This window comes from Stenotrophomonas sp. 22DLJC03 (assembly GCF_056861405.1).
On sequence record NZ_JBSPUG010000006.1, the window covers coordinates 92213 to 109553 of the forward strand.

Genomic DNA, 17341 nt, shown 5'->3' on the forward strand with positions numbered 1-17341 from the left:
CGGCCGGCACTACCAGGAATTCGAAATGCCCGGCGGATTCCCGATCAAACGGCCAGCGAATCCAGCGCGGCTTCCAGCGCGTCCAGATTCGGCAGCAGCGCGCTCTGCTCGCCCAGCAGCACGCGCATGTGCACGATGTCCGGCAGGGTTTCCTCCGAGGCATCGGCCAGCAGGCCGTCGCGCGGCACCGAGATCAGCTGCGGGAAGTTCTGCGTCAGCAGCGCGTAGTACGGACGCTGCGCGTTGCCGCTGAGGGCCTTCAGCACCACCACTTTGTTGTGGCCGCCCACGGCTTCTTCGCCCAGTCCCGAAAGACGTGCGAACGACACCAGCGGCACCTGCCAGCCATGCCAGCCGATCTCGCCGACCAGCCAGCGGGGCGCATCGGAGACCGGCTGCACCGGCACGCGCGACATCATTTCAGCCACGGTGGCATTGGGCAGCAATACGCGCGCGTTGCCTGCCTGGATCAGGACGCCGCGGATCTCGTCATTGCTGGCGTAGCTCATGGTGCCTCTCCGTTGTCGTCATCCACGCCCCAGCGAGCGGCAATCGCCTGCGCCAGTTCCTGCGGCTCCCCCGCCACCATGCCGGCGGCAACCACAGCGGTGGCTGCGGCCGGGTCATAGCAGCCCTCGCCCACCTGCCCGGCCACCCAGGCGCCGGCGGCAGCCAGGTCCAGCGCCGGTCCGACGTGGCCCAGGTCGGCCCCGCTGAGCAGCACCAGTGCCGTGTGTTCCGCCGGTAGCGCGGCAATCGAAATGCCCTGTGCGTCGCTGATGAAATGCAGGCCATCAGCGGCCACCTGCACGCCGATGTCATCGGCCAGCACATGCACTTCGCCCGCTGCCGCACGTTGGCCGGCTTCGGCCAGCTGCACCGGCAACGGCGACACCCGTGCCATCTGCTTGACCAGGTTGCCGTAACGGCCACCATCCAGGCGCATGTGCACCAGCACCGGCACGGCCAGCGACGCCGGCAGCGCACCGAGCAGGCGTCGCAGCGCATCCGGGCCGCCAATGCCGGCCAGCACCAGCAGGGATCCGGCTTGCGCGCCAACCGGCGCTGCAGCGTCCAGATCGACCAGGCTCAGGTGATCGGTATCGAACGAAGGCGGTGCCGCCTCGACCGCAGCGATGCCGACGGCAGCCGGTGCATCCACCACGTCATCGACCAGCGACCACGCGGTGTGGTCGAAGGACACCGGCGGTGCGGATGCGGCAGGCTCTGCCATCGCTGGCGGCAACGGCGGTGCCTCCAGTGGCTCCGGCACGACCGGCTGCAGCGCGGCCAGTGCCTGCTCCAGCGCGATCGGTTCATGCAGGTGAGCCGGGGGCGAATACAGGCCGTCGGCCGGGACGTCGTCGGCCCAGCTCAACGCCTGGTCCAGGTGCGGCTGCAGTGCTTCTTCACGTGGCGCGGGCGGCGGTGCCGGATGGCCCGGCTCCAGCTGCAGGCTGGGTTCATCCTCGGCACCCGGCGGCAACACCTGCTGGTGGCCGTGCAGCTTCGCAGCCAGATGTCGGCCCCAGCGCTGGGCTTCCCAGCCATCGCGGCGCGCGGCCAGTTCGGCCTCGTCGAACACCAGGGTCAGGCCCGGTGCGGACAGCACGGCGTCCAGCCGTTCCAGCGCGTCCTCGATGGCCGCCTCCAGAGCAATCACCACGAACTGCGGCCGCGCCTGCTGCAGGACCTGCGGCTCCAGGCTGTTCGGGTCGTCTTCCAGCACCAGCTGCACATCGGCGTGCGACAACGCCTCACGCAGGCGCTCACGCGCCGCGCCGGGGCGGGCCAGCAGGGCCACGGCCGGAGCCGCTTGGGTTTCACTCACGGACACGGGCGATCCCCAGCAGGTCGTACACGTTACGCATCAGGTCCAGTTCCTGGTACGGCTTGCCCAGGTAACGCTGGACACCGATCTCGAAGGCGCGCTGGCGGTGCTTGTCACCACTGCGCGAAGTGATCATCACGATCGGCACGTCCTTGTAGCGCGGGTCGGCACGCATCGCGGTGGCCAGCTCGTAGCCATCCATGCGCGGCATCTCGATATCCAACAGCATCAGGTCCGGCACGCGCTCTTCCAGGCGCTCCAGCGCTTCCACGCCATCGCGGGCGACGCTGACCTCGAAGTTGTGGCGCTCGAGGATGCGGCCGGTGACCTTGCGCATGGTCAGCGAGTCGTCGACCACCATCACCAGCGGCACCTGGCGCTCCTGCCGTGGCGCATTGGCCAGTACCGGCAGCGTCGGATTGGCGAGGAAGCGGCGCACCAGCGGCGCCACGTCCAGGATCACCACCACGCGGCCATCGCCGGTGATGGTGGCACCGTAGATACCCGGCACCGAGGCGATCTGCAGGCCGACCGGCTTGACCACGATTTCGCGATTGCCCAGTACCTGGTCGATCGCCACGGCGGCGCGCAGGTCGCCGGCGCGGACCAGCAGCAACGGCACCTGGTGCTGGCCATCGGCACGCGCCGGGGCCTGTCCGACCAGGCTGCCGAGATCGTACAGCGGGTAGTCTTCGCCGCTGTAGCGGTAGCTGCTGTCGGCGGCTTCGAAACGCTCACGCGACAGGCGGCCGATACCACTGACCGAGGCCACCGGTACCGCGAAAGTGGTTTCGCCGATCTGCACGAACACTGCCTGGGTGACCGCCAGTGTCTGCGGCAGGCGAAGGGTGAAGCGTACGCCCTGGCCACGCACCGACTGGATGTCGACCGAGCCGCCCAGCTGGCGCACTTCGTTGCGCACCACGTCCATGCCCACGCCGCGGCCAGCCAACTGGCTGACCTGGTCGGCAGTGGTGAAACCGGAAGCGAAGATCAGGTTGTCCAGCTCCTGCTCGCTCGGCTGCGCATCGGCAGCCAGCAGGCCACGATCGAGGGCACGGCGGCGGATCGCTTCGCGGTCCAGGCCAGCGCCGTCATCGGCCACGTCCAGCACGATTTCCGAGCCTTCGCGGTGCAGGCGGATGGCGATCTCGCCCTCCTCCGGCTTGCCGGCGGCGCGGCGCTGCTCCGGCGCCTCCAGGCCATGGGCCACGGAATTGCGCAGCATGTGTTCCAGCGGCGCGACCATGCGGTCGAGCACGTTGCGATCGAGTTCGCCGTGGGTACCTTCCAAGGTCAGATGGACCTGCTTGCCGGTATCCATGCCGGCCTGGCGGACCACACGGCGCAGGCGCGGCACCAGGCCATCGAACGGCACCATGCGCGCGCGCATCAGACCGTCCTGAAGTTCCGAACTAACGCGCGACTGCTGCTGCAGCAGCGAATCGTACTGGCGTGACAGATCGTCGAGCACGCCCTGCAGGCCGCCAAGGTCGGCCGCCGATTCGTTCAGCGCGCGGCTGAGCTGCTGCAGAGTGGAGAAGCGGTCCAGCTCCAGCGGGTCGAACTTCTGGTCGGCCTGGTCCTGCTCGCGCTGGTAGCGGGCGACGATCTGCGCCTCGGTTTCCAGATCGAGGCGGCGCAGCTGATCGCGAAGACGCGCATTGGTGCGCTCCAGTTCGCCCATCGCGCCTCGGAAAGCACCCAGCTGCTGCTCCAGCCGCGAGCGGTAGATCGCCACTTCACCGGCGTGGTTGACCAGGCGGTCGAGCAGGTCGGCGCGCACGCGCACCTGTTCCTGCTGCGGACGCGCCAGCGGATCTTCGTCGACCACGCCTTCGGCCGGCAACGGTGCCGACAACGGCGCATCGAGCAGTGCCGGAGCCGGACTGGCGACCGGTGCCGAAGCGGTTTCTGCGACGCTCGCCACGTTGGTTGCCGCTGCCGCTGCAATATCGGTGGTGGTACGCACTTCGAACGCATCTACCAGATCCTGCGCCGGTTCCACCACGCGATGATCACCGGTGCGGGTCAGCAGCTGGTGCAGGCGGTCGAAGCCACGCTCCAGCAGCTGCACATCGCGGCGCTCGATCTCGGTGCGGCCTGCGGCGACAGCTTCCAGCAGCGATTCGATGCTGTGACCAAGGTCGCCGATGGCATTGATGCCGGCCATACGTGCGCCACCCTTGAGGGTGTGCAGGTCGCGCTGCAGGCCGGACAGCGCCTCGCGGTCCTGTGGTGCATCGCGCAGTTCGCTGATCAGGCCATCGCAGTGATCGAGCAGGTCCTTGCCTTCCTCGACGAAGATGTCGACCAGCTCGCGGTCGTACACGCTGAAGTCGAGTGTGTCTGCACTGTCTTCGGCTTCTTCTTCGGCTGCAGCGGCCGGCATTGCGTCGATGGCCGGGGAGCTGGCTTCGGCGACTTCGGCGACTTCGGCGGCTTCGGCATGCAACGTCCCTTGACCCGGTGCATCTTCGAGTTCGAAGAAGCGCACCGGCTCATCGGTGGCCTGCGGTGCTTCTGCAGTGGTCTCCTCATTCACCGTCGCCGGGGACGGCTGATCGGCGCTCTCTCCTTCACCGACCGCCGCCTCCCCGCCGACGTCCGCATCCTCGGCAAAGGCTTCCGCCTCGCCCGGCGCGAGTTCGCTGGCCTGGAGGCCGAGCACGGGCCATTGCCCGTCGTCGTCCAAGGTCTGCTCTTCGTCGATCACGTGCAGGCCGGCCTCGAGCGCGGCTGCCAGCGTGACCGGTTCTGCAAAACCCGGCGCAGCCATTTCATCCTGCAGGCTCGACAGCTCGCTGTCGAGTGGCAGTGCAGCAGCATCATCGAAGCCGTTGCCGTCGGCGGCGTCCAGATCGGAGGACTGCAGCGTATTCAGGTCGATTACGTCATCTTCTGCAGCCGCAGGCAGTTCATCCGCGTCGCGGTCATCGACCGGCAGCGCGCTGGCATCGAGGTACGGCGACAGATCATCTGCCACGGTCAGATCAGCGCCGTCGGCCAGGGACGATGCCGGTTCCGCGTCCGCTTCCTCCGCGGCAGGGAGTGGCGCGGTCGCGTCCACCTGGACCGATTCAAGTCCTTCCTGTGCGACCACGGCGGGCTCACCTTCGCCCGGCACCGACGGCCATCCCGCATCGAAGTAGCGCGAAAGATCGTCGCTGGCGGTCAGCTCCGCAACGTCCAGCCCGCTGTCGGCGGTGTCGAGGGCCGCCGCCGTTTCTACATCGTCCGGAACCGGTTCCAGCACCTGCGCGGGTGGCGCTTCGAGAGCTGCCGGCACTTCGGCGTCATCTTCTGCGGCCAGCGCCAGCTGCGGTGCCTCGGCCCGGGGCTCCAATTCGGTGTCCAGCGCGAGGTCATCGTCGTCGTCCTCCAGCCCGGCCATCGGCCAGCGTGCTTCCGGCAGCTCGCCGGCGAGCGCCTGCAAACGCTGCACCAGCGCGTCCTGCGATGCGATGCGCGGCTGTTCGGCCTGCAGCGCGTCCATGGTCGCAGTGATCGCCTGCGCGGTCGCATCCAGTGCGGCCAGGCCTTCTTCACCTGGCACCACGTCCGCGGCCAGTGCACGCTTGATGTAGGACTCAGCGCCGCCGGTGACGGCGGTGATCTCCGGCACCTCGGTCATCGCGAAGGCACCGTTCATGGTGTGCACCGCGCGCAGCAGTGCATCGCTGACCGGCTGCGGTGCCTGCTGCGCCGAGCGCAGCCAGTCCTGCAGGGTCGCCTGGTGGACTTCCACCTCGGCCTCGAGGATCTCGCGCAGCACGCTGTCGATGTTGGCCGGCGTGCCGTCCGCTTCAACCACCGTGCCAGCGTCGGCCTGCGTCGATGCGACCGCTTCAGCCTCAAGGATGCGGCTGATCTCGTCTTCGCCTTCGGCCGCAGGCTGCGGCACTGCCGGTGCAGCGGCGATCGGCAGAGGTACGTAGAAGGTTTCCTCGCCGGCGCCAACGCGGTCGGCGATGGCCTGCATCGCCTGCAGGTCGACACTGATCCGCTGGCCGTTGCGCAGCGCCGCGTTCAGCTGTGGCAGCGCGGCGTGGGCGTTGTCGACCATCGCCAGCACCGCCGGCGAGGCCGCGCGGCTACCGTCCAGCACGCGATTGAGCATGCCCTCGATCTTCCACGCGAATTCACCCAGCGTGCGCGCACCGACCAGGCGACCACTGCCCTTCAGGGTGTGGAAGATGCGCCGAATCGGCCGCAACCGGTCCATGTTGTCCAGCTGCATACGCCATGCCGGCAGCAACGTACCGAGGTTGGCCAGTTCGTCGTCGAACTCTTCCAGGAACACCTCGCGGATGTCCTCGTCGATGTTCTCCGCGTCGTCATCGAAGCCGGCCTCGAAGCCGGCGTCGGCAGCGACCACGACCGGCGTTTCCGCAGCGGCGGGAGTGGCTGCCGCCTGCGGATTGAAATCGGCGGCGGCTGCGCTCAGTTCAGCGAAGAACTGCGCATCGGCCTCGCTGAAATCGATTGGCGCGATGGTATCGATGTCGATCACCGACACCGCAGGAGCCGGTGACTCCGCCGCAGCGACCGTGTCATCGGCACGCAAGGCCGGCACGTCATCGGCAACGGCAACGGCATCACCATCGGCGGCATCCAGGCTGTCGGCAGCCGGGATCGGCAGGCCGGCATCGACAATCTCCAGCGACGGCAGCGGGTCGGCATCGTCGTCCAGCGACAATGTCTCCATCGCGTGCAGCGAAAGCACGTCGTCGGCATTGTCCAGCGCATCGGCATCGAAGCGGAACACCACATCATCGGCCGGCAAGGCCCCGGGCTCGTGCTCGGCTGCGACCGGGTCGAACACCGGCGCAGCATCGAAACCGGTGTCGATCGATACCGCGACATCGCCACCGTCATCAGCGGTCAGCGTCGTGGCATCAGCCAGGTCATGCGACGGCGCCCCGGACCACGCCCACTGCGGCGCAGCGAACTGCCCGGCATCAGCCTGTTCGAAGCCGACCGGATCGAAGCTGGCGAAGGTCGGGCTGCGTTCGTCATCGGCGGCCGCCAGCGGATCGGCATCCGGATGGAACGGCGCCAGGTCCCACTGCGGAACCTCGGGTGCCGGTGCACTGGAGGCCGCGAACACCAGCGGTGCATCCTCCCCGTCATGAAGCGACAAGGGCGTCGCGCCGGCGCTGCCGACGTTGACCGCAGCCGTGACTGCTGCAGAGCCCAGCTCGCCAAACATCAGGCTGTTGTCGGCAACTTCTTGCGGCGCCATCGGCGTCGGATCGAAGGTGAAGTCCGGCAGCGGCACCGGCACGTTGCCAGCGGCGGGCGCGGCCGGCTGCACCGGGATCTCGATCGGTTCCGGCTGCAGCGAGCCGGGCTCCACCGCGACTTGCTCGCGCTCGACCAGCAGCGATGCGAACACCACCGGCTCGCCTGCGGCAGGCGCCGCTGCATTGCGGTCCGGCAGCGGCCAGTAGCGCAGCGCTTCCAGGCTGCTGCGGGTGATCTCGAGAATGTCCTCGCGGCCGGGGCGACGGTCGCGCAGCGCCTCCAGGTAATACTCGAGGCTGGCCATGGCATCGGCCAGGGTATCCAGCTGGCGACCACTGGGCACGCGCTGGCGACCGATCAGCTCGGCTTCGATGTACTGCTGTACGCCGCGCAGGTAGTCGGCGGCGGTGCCCAGGTCGAGCATGCGCAGCGCACCGGAGACATCACCCAGCAGGCGCGGAACGTCCTGCAGCTCGGCGTGGTTCCAGCTGGTTTCGATGAAGGCGACGAAATGCTCACGGGCCGCCGCGAAGTTGGCGATGGCCTCATGCGCCAGCACCTCCACCGTGCGCCGGTTCTCGACCGCGCTCGGGTCATCTTCGCCACTGCCGCCGGCGCCCAGATGGGCGACCTGGTCGTCCAGCGACGCGTCCACGTACAGCAGTGCGCCAGCGATATCCAACAGCAGGTTCTCGTCGATCTGCTGGTGACCCTCGACCACCCCACGCAGCGCATCGCGCTGCTGCACGACCACGCCACGGGCCACGCCCAGGCCCATCATGCCCAGCGTATCGGCCACCGCGCCGAGCTCGTTGGCCTGGGTCTGCAGCTGTTCCGGCGCACCACCGGTACGCAGGTGCAGGTCGAGCGCATCCTTGATGCGCAGCAGTTCTTCCTTCACCGCACTGCCCACCGTATCCAGCAGCTCGCGATTGCGCCCGCTCACGCTGCCACGGGCATGATCCAGCTCGGCCTCTGTGGCGCTGACGCTGTCCGGCGCGAATGCCAGCAGCACGCTGTCATGCACGCCTTCTTCGCCACGCGCGGAACGGATTTCGTTGAGCAGCGGCATCAGCACGATCGGAATATCGCGATGACCGTTCTGCAGGCGCTCCAGGTAATCGGGCAGCAGCACGCTGCCGCGCATCAGGGTTGCACAGGACTCATCACGATCGGCCACACGGCCCATACCGATGGCATTGGCCAGCTGTTCCAGCTCCTCGGCCACCATCGCCGGGGCATACAGCTCGACCATGCGCAGGGTGCCCTGCACCTGGTGCAGGTAGCCCGCGCAGATCCGCATGCGGCTGGCATCGCTGGGATCTTCCGCGTAGTACTCGACCTCGTTGCGCACCTGGCGCAGGGTCTCGTCCAGCTCCGGCTTGACCCAGCCCAGCGCTGCGTGGCTCATCGCATCGCGCAGACTGCTCATGGACGCGCTCCGTTCGCCGCCGCGCGTTGGCCGCGCGAGTTCTGGCGTGGGGAATGGAAATGCTTCATCGACTGGTTCCTTGCTCGCCGCCCTGCCCGCGTCACGCCGGCAGCTTGAAGTCGGCGACCGAACGACGCAGGTCGGCCGCCAGCTGCGCGAGGTGGCCGATCGATTCGGCGGTCTGTCCGGCACCCTGCGAGGTCTGGCCGGTGATCTGCCGGATCACGCCCATGGTGCGGGTGATGTCCGAGGCCGCAGCCGACTGCTGCTGGGCAGCGATGGAGATGTTCTTGATGAGGTTGTTCAAGGCGTTGGACACGCGCTCGATCTCGGTCAATGCGGTGCCGGCGTCTTCGGCCAGGCGTGCACCGGACACCACTTCGGCGGTGGTCTGTTCCATCGAGGTGACCGCTTCGTTGGTATCGGCCTGAATCGCCTGCACCAGGTTTTCGATGCGTCGGGTCGCACCCGAAGTGCGTTCTGCCAGGCGCTGCACTTCGTCGGCCACCACGGCAAAACCGCGGCCGGCTTCACCTGCAGAGGCCGCCTGCACGGCGGCATTCAGCGCCAGGATGTTGGTCTGCTCGGAGATGTCGTTGATCAGTTCCACGATCGAACCGATCTCCTGCGAGGATTCACCCAGGCGCTTGATGCGCTTGGAGGTTTCCTGGATCTGGTCACGGATCTGGTCCATGCCCTGGATGGTCTCGCGGACCACGCCGGCACCCTCGGCAGCGATCACCACCGAGCGCTGTGCCACGTCGGCCGATTCGGCCGAGTTGCGCGACACCTGCTCGATGCTCGCCGCGATTTCGCCGATGCGGTCCGACGCCGAGGTGATCTGGTTGGCCTGATGGCCGGCCGCTTCTGCCAGCTGCATGGCGGTAGCCTGGGTTTCCTGGGTGGACAGCGCGACCTTGGCCGAGGTGTCGTTGATGGTGGTCACCAGGTGGCGCAGCTCGTCGACCGCGTAATTGATTGCGTCGGCGATGGCGCCGGTCATGTCCTCGGTCACCGAGGCCTTCACCGTCAGGTCGCCCTCACCGAGCGAGGAGATTTCGTCCAGCAGCCGCATGATCGCCTGCTGGTTGCGGCTGTTGAACTCCACCTGGGTCTGGTAGCGCAGTTCCTGCTCGCGCGAGCGGCTGCGCACGTTGGTGGAGACGAAGCCGATGATCGCGATCAGCGACAGCGCACCGGACACCACGCCGATCCAGAAATTGGGGAACAGGCGGGTATCGGACACCGAGCCGAATGAGGAGAACGCTTCGAACAGCTTGCGGCTGTCGTCCAGCATGTGTGCCGAGCCCTGGCCCAGCGCAGTGGCGGCGGACTGTGCGGCGAACAGCTGGCGCGAGCTGGCCAGGATCGCATCGGCGTCCTGCTTCATCGCTTCCCACTTCTGCTGCGACTGCTCCAGCGCAGCGACGGCGGCAGCGCCACGCACGGCGGTGATGCCCAGTTCCTCGTTGCCATTGCGCAGGCCATCGAGCACCTGCGAGAACACGGTGATGTCACGTGCCAGCGCATCGCCCGCAGTGGCCGCACCACTGCCACCGGCCCGCATTTCGGTCACGCGGCGGGCCATCGAACCGGCCACCACCACCTGCTGCAGCGCGCTGTACACCTGCGCCGACGGCGCGCCGGAGGCGGACATCGCACGCACCAGTTCATTCAGCTGGGCCTGCAGGCCCGGCACCGCGCCGCTGAAGTTGTTGGCGTTGCCGGCCAGGGCCAGCACCGCCGGCTCACTGGCGACCAGCTGCCCGGCCTGCTTGCCCAGCGGCGCCCAGGTTTCACCCAGCGTGGAGATCGCGCCGGACACGCCCGGCTCCTTGCCGTAGCGCCCCTGCAGGGTCGATACGTTCTGTTCGATCGCGTTGCGGGTAGCCTTGAAGGCGGTGAACGCCTGCGCGTTGCCGCCCACCGCATCACGGCCCTGGTTGGCCAGCTGCTGCGACAGTACCTGCAGGTCGGCGGCCTTGGAGCCTGCATCGGCCAGGCGGCTGCCCTGCCAGGTGGCGACGCCGGTGTTGACACCGAACAGGATCATCGATGCCAGCAACAGGAACAGCCAGAGGTTGCTGCCGCCCAGCCGCAGCTTGCCGGTCTTGGTGGCGTCCGAAGCAGTACTCATCGTTCAACCTCGTTCTTCAATGCAGGGGGCAACGCCCGGCCTCAGGCCGCGGCTTGCCGGAATTCAGGGGTGCGCGACAGCAGCGAGAGCGAGAACACGCCCCAGTCCTGGCCGTCGGCATGGAAGGCGCGGTCAACAAAATGGCCATAACGCCCATCAGCCAGTGCACCGGCCTCGATCTGCTGGGCCAGTTCAAAGCTGCGCTGGCCGAACAATTCATCGATGGTCAGCGCGACGTCGCCGCCGGCCTGGCGCATGATCAGCACGCGTTGGCCTTCCTGCTGCACGGTGCGCGTGCCTTCCAGGAAATACTTCAGGTCGACCACCGGGAACAGGTTGCCGCGCAGATTGCCTACGCCCAGCAACCACGGTTGCGCGCACGGCACCGGGGTCACCGGCGGCATCGGCACGATTTCCACCACTTCGCGGAAATCGGACACCAGCCGGCGCTGGCCGACGCGATAGCCCACGCCGCGCCACAGGTCCTGGGCGAACTGCCGTTCGGGCAGCTGCACCGCGTGGGCCAGGCTGCGCCGTTCGTAGGCTTCAAGAATGTCGAAGGGCGAGCGCATCAGGCCACCAGTTCATTGATCCGCGCGATCAGTTCATCCTCGCGCGGCGGCTTGACGATGTAATCGGCCGCGCCCTGGCGCAGGCCCCAGGCCTTGTCGGTTTCCATCGCCTTGGTGCTGACGATGATCACCGGGATGTGCTTGATCGCGGCGTCGCGGGCCATCGCCCGGGTCGCCTGGAAACCGCTCATGCCGGGCAGCACCACGTCCATCAGCACCAGTTGCGGCGATTGGTCGCGGACCAGCTGCAGTCCATCCTCGGCGTTGTCCGCTTCCAGCACTTCGTGGCCGGCACGGCGCAGCCACTGGGTGAACACCGCGCGGTCGGTCGGTGAATCCTCGATCAGGACGATACGAGCCATTGTGCCTTTCCCCCCTGGTCAGGCGTTGACGTATGTGCGGATGGCACCCAGCAGTTCTTCACGTGTAAAGGGCTTGGTCAGGTATCGCTCCGAGCCGACAATGCGCCCCCGCGCCTTGTCGAACAGCCCATCCTTGGACGACAGCATGATGACCGGGGTCGCCTTGAACAGCTGGTTTCCCTTGATCAGCGCACAGGTCTGGTAGCCATCCAGGCGCGGCATCATGATGTCGACGAAGATGATCTGCGGTTGCTGGTCTGCGATCTTGGCAAGCGCTTCGAAACCGTCGGTGGCCGTGACCACCTCGCAGCCTTCGCGCTTGAGCAGCGTTTCCGCAGTCCTGCGGATGGTCTTCGAATCATCGATGACCATCACCCGGAGTCCTGCGAGTTCCCCGCCCGCAGTCGTGTTTTCAGTCATTGCCTATCCCCAAGCGCACGGCCCGATCTCTGGCGGGGGCCGCTACGAAAGCGTATCTATATCGCACTTCCCGCGCCCGCTTCAAGGCCAGCCCACCACGCGGGGCGCGACGCCCTGCTGAACGTGACCGGTTTCGCAATGACTGCGCCGCCGGACGGACGCTGCGTTGCAGTACGGCGGGGAGGCGCGCGGCCGGCGTTGCCGCTACCATCAACGTCTTGCCTGACAGGTGCGACCATGCCGTTGAACGTCATCGTGGTGATGGACCCCATCGCCCACATCAAGATCGCCAAGGACACCACCTTCGCCATGCTGCTGGAAGCCCAGCGACGCGGCCATGCCCTGCACTACGTGCGCCCGGGCGGCCTGGCGCTGGAAGGCGGCGTGGCGGTTGCCCAGACCGCGCCGCTGCAGGTGCGCGACGACCCGGCCGGCTGGTACGAGCTGGGCGCGTTCAGCCGTACCGAATTCGGCCCGGGCCAGATCGTACTGATGCGCAAGGACCCGCCGGTCGACGCCGAGTACATCTACGACACCCAGGTGCTGGACGTGGCTGCGGCTGCTGGCGCCTGCGTCGTCAACAACCCGCAGGGCCTGCGCGACTACAACGAGAAGCTGGCCGCCCTGCTGTTCCCGCAGTGCTGCCCGCCGACCCTGGTCAGCCGCGACGCCAAGGCGCTGAAGGCGTTTGCCCTGGAACACGGCCAGGCCGTGCTGAAGCCGCTGGACGGCATGGGCGGCCGCTCGATCTTCCGCAGCGGCCAGGGCGATCCGAACCTGAACGTGATCCTGGAAACGCTGACCGACGGTGGCCACAGGATGGCGCTGGCGCAGAAGTTCATCCCTGACATCACCGCCGGCGACAAGCGCATCCTGCTGGTCGATGGCGAGCCGGTGGACTACTGCCTGGCACGCATTCCGCAGGGGGATGAGTTCCGCGGCAACCTGGCCGCCGGCGGCCGCGGCGAAGGCCGCCCGCTGAGCGAGCGCGACCGTTGGATCGCCGCGCAGGTCGGCCCGGAGATGAAGCGTCGTGGCATGCGTTTCGTCGGCCTGGACGTGATCGGCGATTACCTGACCGAGGTCAACGTGACCAGCCCGACCTGCGTGCGCGAACTCGACGCGCAGTACGGCCTGAACATCGCCGGCACCCTGTTCGACGCGATTGAGGCCGGCCTGCGCTGATGCCCCCCGCACCTGCCGTTCTGCCCCCGCCCCCGCGCGAAGCGCAACGGCTGGGGGCGACCATCGCGCTGTCGGTGCTGGTCCACGCCCTGCTGATCCTGGGCGTGGGCTTTGCCGTGAAGGGCGATGCGCCGCTGGTGCCGACGCTGGATGTGATCTTCAGCCAGACCCGCACCGCACTCACGCCCAAGCAGGCCGATTTCCTTGCCGCGGCCAGCCAGGAGGGCGGCGGCGAACACGACCGCGCACAGCGCCCGCGCGACAACCAGGCCGGCATCGTGCCGCAGGCCCAATCCGGGTTGAGCCCTGTGCCGCAACAGCAGCAATCGGCCGCGCCCGTGCCACCGCCGCAGGCGCGGGTAGTCAGCAGCCGCAATGGCGAGGACACGGTGGTACAGGCGCAATCCCGCCCCACCCCGCTGGAGCCGACGCCGGATGCACCGATGACCGCGCGCGAACAGCGTGATGCGGAAATGGCGCGCCTGGCAGCGGAAGTGCACCTGCGTTCTGCGCAGTACGCCAAGCGCCCGAACCGCAAATTCGTCTCCGCCAGTACGCACGAATATGCATATGCCAATTACCTTCGCGCGTGGGTCGACCGCGCCGAGCAGGTGGGCAACCTGAACTATCCGGACGAGGCGCGGCAGCGCCGTCTCGGCGGCCAGGTGGTGATCAGCGTGGGCGTGCGCCGCGATGGCAGCGTGGAAAGCAGCCGCATCCTGCGTTCGAGCGGGACGCCATTGCTGGATGAGGCAGCGCTGCGAGTGGTGCAGCTGGCACAGCCGTTCCCGCCGCTGCCGAAGACCGAGGACGAGATCGATATCCTGCAGGTCACGCGTACGTGGGTGTTCCTGCCGGGCGGCGCCCTGCGCGACGACCGGTAGGGGTTTGTTGCCCGGGCCTGCGGCCCGGGACCCGCTGGAAGCAACGTCAACATCAACGGCAACAGCAGCGGTCAGGATGCTGGGCTTGGCGGGGCATCATCGCTGTTGGTAGGTGTCGACCTTGGTCGACACGGTAGATCCACGCCATGCGTGGATGCGAGCGAGGCGACCCGCTTTTGACTTTGATTTTCTTTTTTGATTTTCCGTGGCGGCCGCACACGGGAACTATCCGTGGCCGGGCGGGTGGGCTGCGCAGGGGCGTGAGCCGCATGGATGCGGCGACCGAGCTTACATGGACGTACTTGCAGCGCCCCCTGCGCAGCCCACCCGCCCGGCCAAACCACGGCTTTTGATTTACGCGGCCAACCCCGCCACGAGGGGCTCAGCCGTTGGCCTTCGCCTTCGCCTCGCGCGCGGCCTGCTGCTCGACCAGGGTCAATGCCACGTTGTCGCGAAGGTATGCCGGCTCCACCTTCTCCGGCGCAATGGCTTCGCCACGTGCGAAGGCCGGCACCGCCAGCGTCAGCAGATCCGACGCGCGCGGCAGTGCAGTGGCATCGAATCCGCGCAGGCCAGCACCGAGCTGCGCCACCAGTGCGCCCTCGGCCGCACCGAAACCGGTGCCGACACCGTAGGCAGCCAGCCCTTCCGGCAATGCCACCGCATCGGGTGCGCACACGCGTTCGGCATCGCGTGCCACCGGCAGGCCGTCCACGCGCTCGAAGCGCCCGACATACAGCTCGCCCATGCGCGCATCAATTGCCGACAGGATCTGGATCTCTTCGGCCGGCGCACGCAGCGCCAGCACCTGCAGCGTCGAGACCGGCAGCAGCGGCCGGTCCAGCGCCAGCGCGATGCCCTGCGCAATGGCAATCGCCAGACGCACGCCGGTGAACGCACCGGGGCCACGGCTGAGCGCGATGCCATCAAGCTGGCGGCGGCTGATGCCGGCTTCGGCCAGCAGCGCCTCGGCCCATGGAAGGCTCAGTTCGGCATGCCGGCGCGGGGCGATCTCGAAACGTTCCAGCACCTGCCCATCCACATGCAGGGCTACGGAACAGGCTTCGGTGGCGGTTTCAAAGGCGAGCAGTTTCATCGGATCAGGTCAGAACAGGGGGAACGTGGCGCCGGGTGCCGGGTGCGGGCCTGCCGCAACAGCGGACGGAGCAGCATCATCATCGGCCACGGGTGCCCATTGTGGCGTAAAGAAGGCCTGCACATCGGCCAGGCTGCGGGTACGCCGGAACGGCGGCAGCGAATCGAGGAAAACCCGGCCATAGCCCCGGTTGAGCAGGCGCGGGTCGCACAGCACCAGCACGCCACGGTCGCTCTCGCTGCGGATCAGGCGGCCGACGCCCTGCTTCAGTGCGATCACGGCCTGTGGCAACTGCTCGTCGCGGAACGGGTTGCCACCCTGGCTGCGGATCGCCTCCAGCCGCGCCTCGTACACTGGGTCGTCGGGCGCAGCGAACGGCAACTTGTCGATCATCACCACGCTCAGCGCTTCGCCGACCACGTCCACGCCCTCGCGGAAGCTGGCCGAGCCGAGCAGCACGCCGTTGCCGGATTCGCGGAAGCGCTGCAGCAGCGTCGCGCGTGGTGCCTCGCCCTGCACGAACAAGGGCCATGGCCCGTCGCGCAACGCCTCGGCCGCCTCACGCAGGGCGCGATGCGAAGCGAATAGCAGGAAGGCCCGGCCCTGCGACGCCTGCAACACCGGCCGCAGGGTCTGGATCAGCGCGGTACCAAAACCGCGCGCGGCCGGATCGGGCAGGCCCTCGGGCAGATAACACAGTGCCTGCTCGGGCCAGTTGAACGGACTCGGCTGCACCAGCGTGTGCGGATCGTCCAGACCCAGGCGGGAGGCGATGTGATCGAAACCACCGCCAACGGTCAGCGTCGCCGAAGTGAAGATCCACGCAGCTCGGCTGCGCTCGCGATGCTCACGTAACGGGCCGGACACATCCATCGGCGTGCGCTGGCAGCGGAAACCACGCGGCGTAAGCTCGTACCAGAGCACATCGGCCGCACTGCTCGCTTCAGACGGATCGGTGTCGAAATCGAGAGTGGGTTCGTCATCGCCCAACCAGCGGCTGAGCCGCGAGACCGCTTCGCGCGCCCGTGCATGGCAGGCATCCAGGCCGGCCGCCGCTTCGCGCAATGGCTGCAGCGACTGCTCCAGCATCATCAGGCCGGACATCACCGTATCGAAGCCGTCACGCACCTGCGGCATTGCCAATGCGCGCCACTGCGTACCACGTGATGGCAGCCCTTCCATCGCCGAACGCAACGCCAGCAGCGCCTGCTGCAGCTGATCGACCGGCTCCTGCAGCGCCGACTGCGCGCCACCCACACCACGAGCCTCCGCCAGGCAATCGCGGCCCAGTTCCTGCCATGGGCGCATGCCGAAACCTTCACCGAAGAACTGCGCAGCCAACTCCGGCAACTGGTGCGCCTCGTCGATGACAAAGGCCTGCGCCCCCGGCAGCAGTTCACCGAATCCCTCCTGCTTCAGTGCCAGGTCGGCCAGCAGCAGGTGATGGTTGACCACCACCACGTCGGCGGCCTGCGCGCGTTGCCGCGCGCGCACCACGAAGCAGTCATCCCAGAACGGGCAATCGGTGCCCAGGCAGTTGTCGACGGTAGATGTGACCATCGGCAGCAATGGGGAGTCGTCGGCCAACCCGTCGAGCTCGGCGATGTCGCCGAACTCCGAGCGACCGGACCAGGCCAGGATGCGCTGGAACTGCGCCGCCTGTTCGGGGCTGGAAAAACGCGGCTCGCCGCGCGCCTGCTGCAGGCGGTAGCGGCACAGGTAATTCGCACGCCCCTTCAGCAGCGCACTGCGCAGGCCGACGCCCAGCGCCTGGCGCACGCGCGGCAGATCGCGGTGGTAGAGCTGGTCCTGCAGCGCGCGGGTGCCGGTGGAGATGATGGTACGCAGCCCGGACAGCAGCACCGGCACCAGATAGGCGAAGGTCTTGCCGGTGCCGGTACCGGCCTCGGCCAGCAAAAGATCACGCTGCTGCAACGCGTCGGCGATGGCTTCGGTCAGGCGCAGCTGTGCGGGACGCGGGACAAAGGCATCCAGATGCGAGGCGAGTGCGCCGCCGTCGCTGAGGGCTTCGCGGCTGGCATGGACAAGGTCGGACATCAGAGGGAAAGGATACCCGGCCGGGCGCTGCCCGGCACCCGTTTCAAGCCGGGGCACAAGCAACGGCAACGGCGCTCATGGCTCTGGGTTGTACTGGGGACTGGCGGGGGACTGTGG

The 17341-nt window shown here is 67.8% G+C and carries 11 protein-coding genes; 2 read left to right on the forward strand and 9 right to left on the reverse strand.

Annotated elements, in window-relative coordinates; translation table 11 throughout:
- Window positions 1-44: 44 nt before the first annotated feature.
- The 7 genes from AC13GA_RS18255 to pilG all read right to left on the reverse strand — a co-directional run bounded on the left by AC13GA_RS18255 (window position 45) and on the right by pilG (window position 12001).
- Window positions 45-509, reverse strand: a complete 465-nt coding sequence (locus AC13GA_RS18255) for a chemotaxis protein CheW (protein ID WP_046983706.1) — start codon at window positions 507-509, stop codon at window positions 45-47.
- Window positions 506-1837 (reverse strand): chemotaxis protein CheB, encoded by a 1332-nt coding sequence (locus AC13GA_RS18260; RefSeq protein WP_482998708.1) that lies wholly within the window; start codon window positions 1835-1837, stop codon window positions 506-508. The genes AC13GA_RS18255 and AC13GA_RS18260 overlap by 4 nt, the downstream gene beginning before the upstream one ends.
- On the reverse strand, window positions 1824-8510 hold the full coding sequence (locus AC13GA_RS18265) for an Hpt domain-containing protein (protein WP_482998709.1): 6687 nt from the start codon (window positions 8508-8510) through the stop codon (window positions 1824-1826). Before AC13GA_RS18265 ends, AC13GA_RS18260 begins: the two co-directional genes overlap by 14 nt.
- A 100-nt stretch (window positions 8511-8610) precedes the next feature.
- Complete coding sequence (locus AC13GA_RS18270; RefSeq protein ID WP_253079656.1) at window positions 8611-10647, reverse strand: methyl-accepting chemotaxis protein; 2037 nt, start codon at window positions 10645-10647, stop codon at window positions 8611-8613.
- A 41-nt stretch (window positions 10648-10688) separates the two neighbouring features.
- Complete coding sequence (locus AC13GA_RS18275) at window positions 10689-11219, reverse strand: chemotaxis protein CheW (protein ID WP_006385330.1); 531 nt, start codon at window positions 11217-11219, stop codon at window positions 10689-10691.
- Window positions 11219-11581, reverse strand: coding sequence for a response regulator transcription factor (locus tag AC13GA_RS18280; protein WP_006385332.1), 363 nt, complete (start codon window positions 11579-11581; stop codon window positions 11219-11221). Before AC13GA_RS18280 ends, AC13GA_RS18275 begins: the two co-directional genes overlap by 1 nt.
- Before the next feature lie 18 nt (window positions 11582-11599).
- Complete coding sequence (gene pilG, locus AC13GA_RS18285; protein ID WP_482998710.1) at window positions 11600-12001, reverse strand: twitching motility response regulator PilG; 402 nt, start codon at window positions 11999-12001, stop codon at window positions 11600-11602.
- Between the two features lie 237 nt (window positions 12002-12238).
- On the opposite strand from pilG, the gene gshB reads away from it, so the two are divergent.
- The gene (gene gshB, locus AC13GA_RS18290; protein ID WP_295381653.1) at window positions 12239-13186 is read left to right on the forward strand and encodes a glutathione synthase; all 948 of its coding nucleotides are present in this window, start codon (window positions 12239-12241) and stop codon (window positions 13184-13186) included.
- Window positions 13186-14070 (forward strand): energy transducer TonB family protein, encoded by an 885-nt coding sequence (locus AC13GA_RS18295; RefSeq protein ID WP_482998711.1) that lies wholly within the window; start codon window positions 13186-13188, stop codon window positions 14068-14070. The genes gshB and AC13GA_RS18295 overlap by 1 nt, the downstream gene beginning before the upstream one ends.
- Window positions 14071-14452: 382 nt before the next feature.
- Here the strand turns inward: AC13GA_RS18295 and tsaB are convergent, their stop codons facing one another.
- Together tsaB and yoaA are read right to left on the reverse strand one after the other, a co-directional pair.
- Window positions 14453-15166 carry a tRNA (adenosine(37)-N6)-threonylcarbamoyltransferase complex dimerization subunit type 1 TsaB gene (gene tsaB, locus AC13GA_RS18300; protein ID WP_046986996.1) on the reverse strand — a complete coding sequence of 238 codons (714 nt, stop codon included), beginning with the start codon at window positions 15164-15166 and terminating at the stop codon, window positions 14453-14455.
- 9 nt (window positions 15167-15175) lie between these two features.
- Window positions 15176-17224 carry a DNA repair helicase YoaA gene (gene yoaA, locus AC13GA_RS18305; protein ID WP_482998712.1) on the reverse strand — a complete coding sequence of 683 codons (2049 nt, stop codon included), beginning with the start codon at window positions 17222-17224 and terminating at the stop codon, window positions 15176-15178.
- Between the last annotated feature and the right edge of the window lie 117 nt (window positions 17225-17341).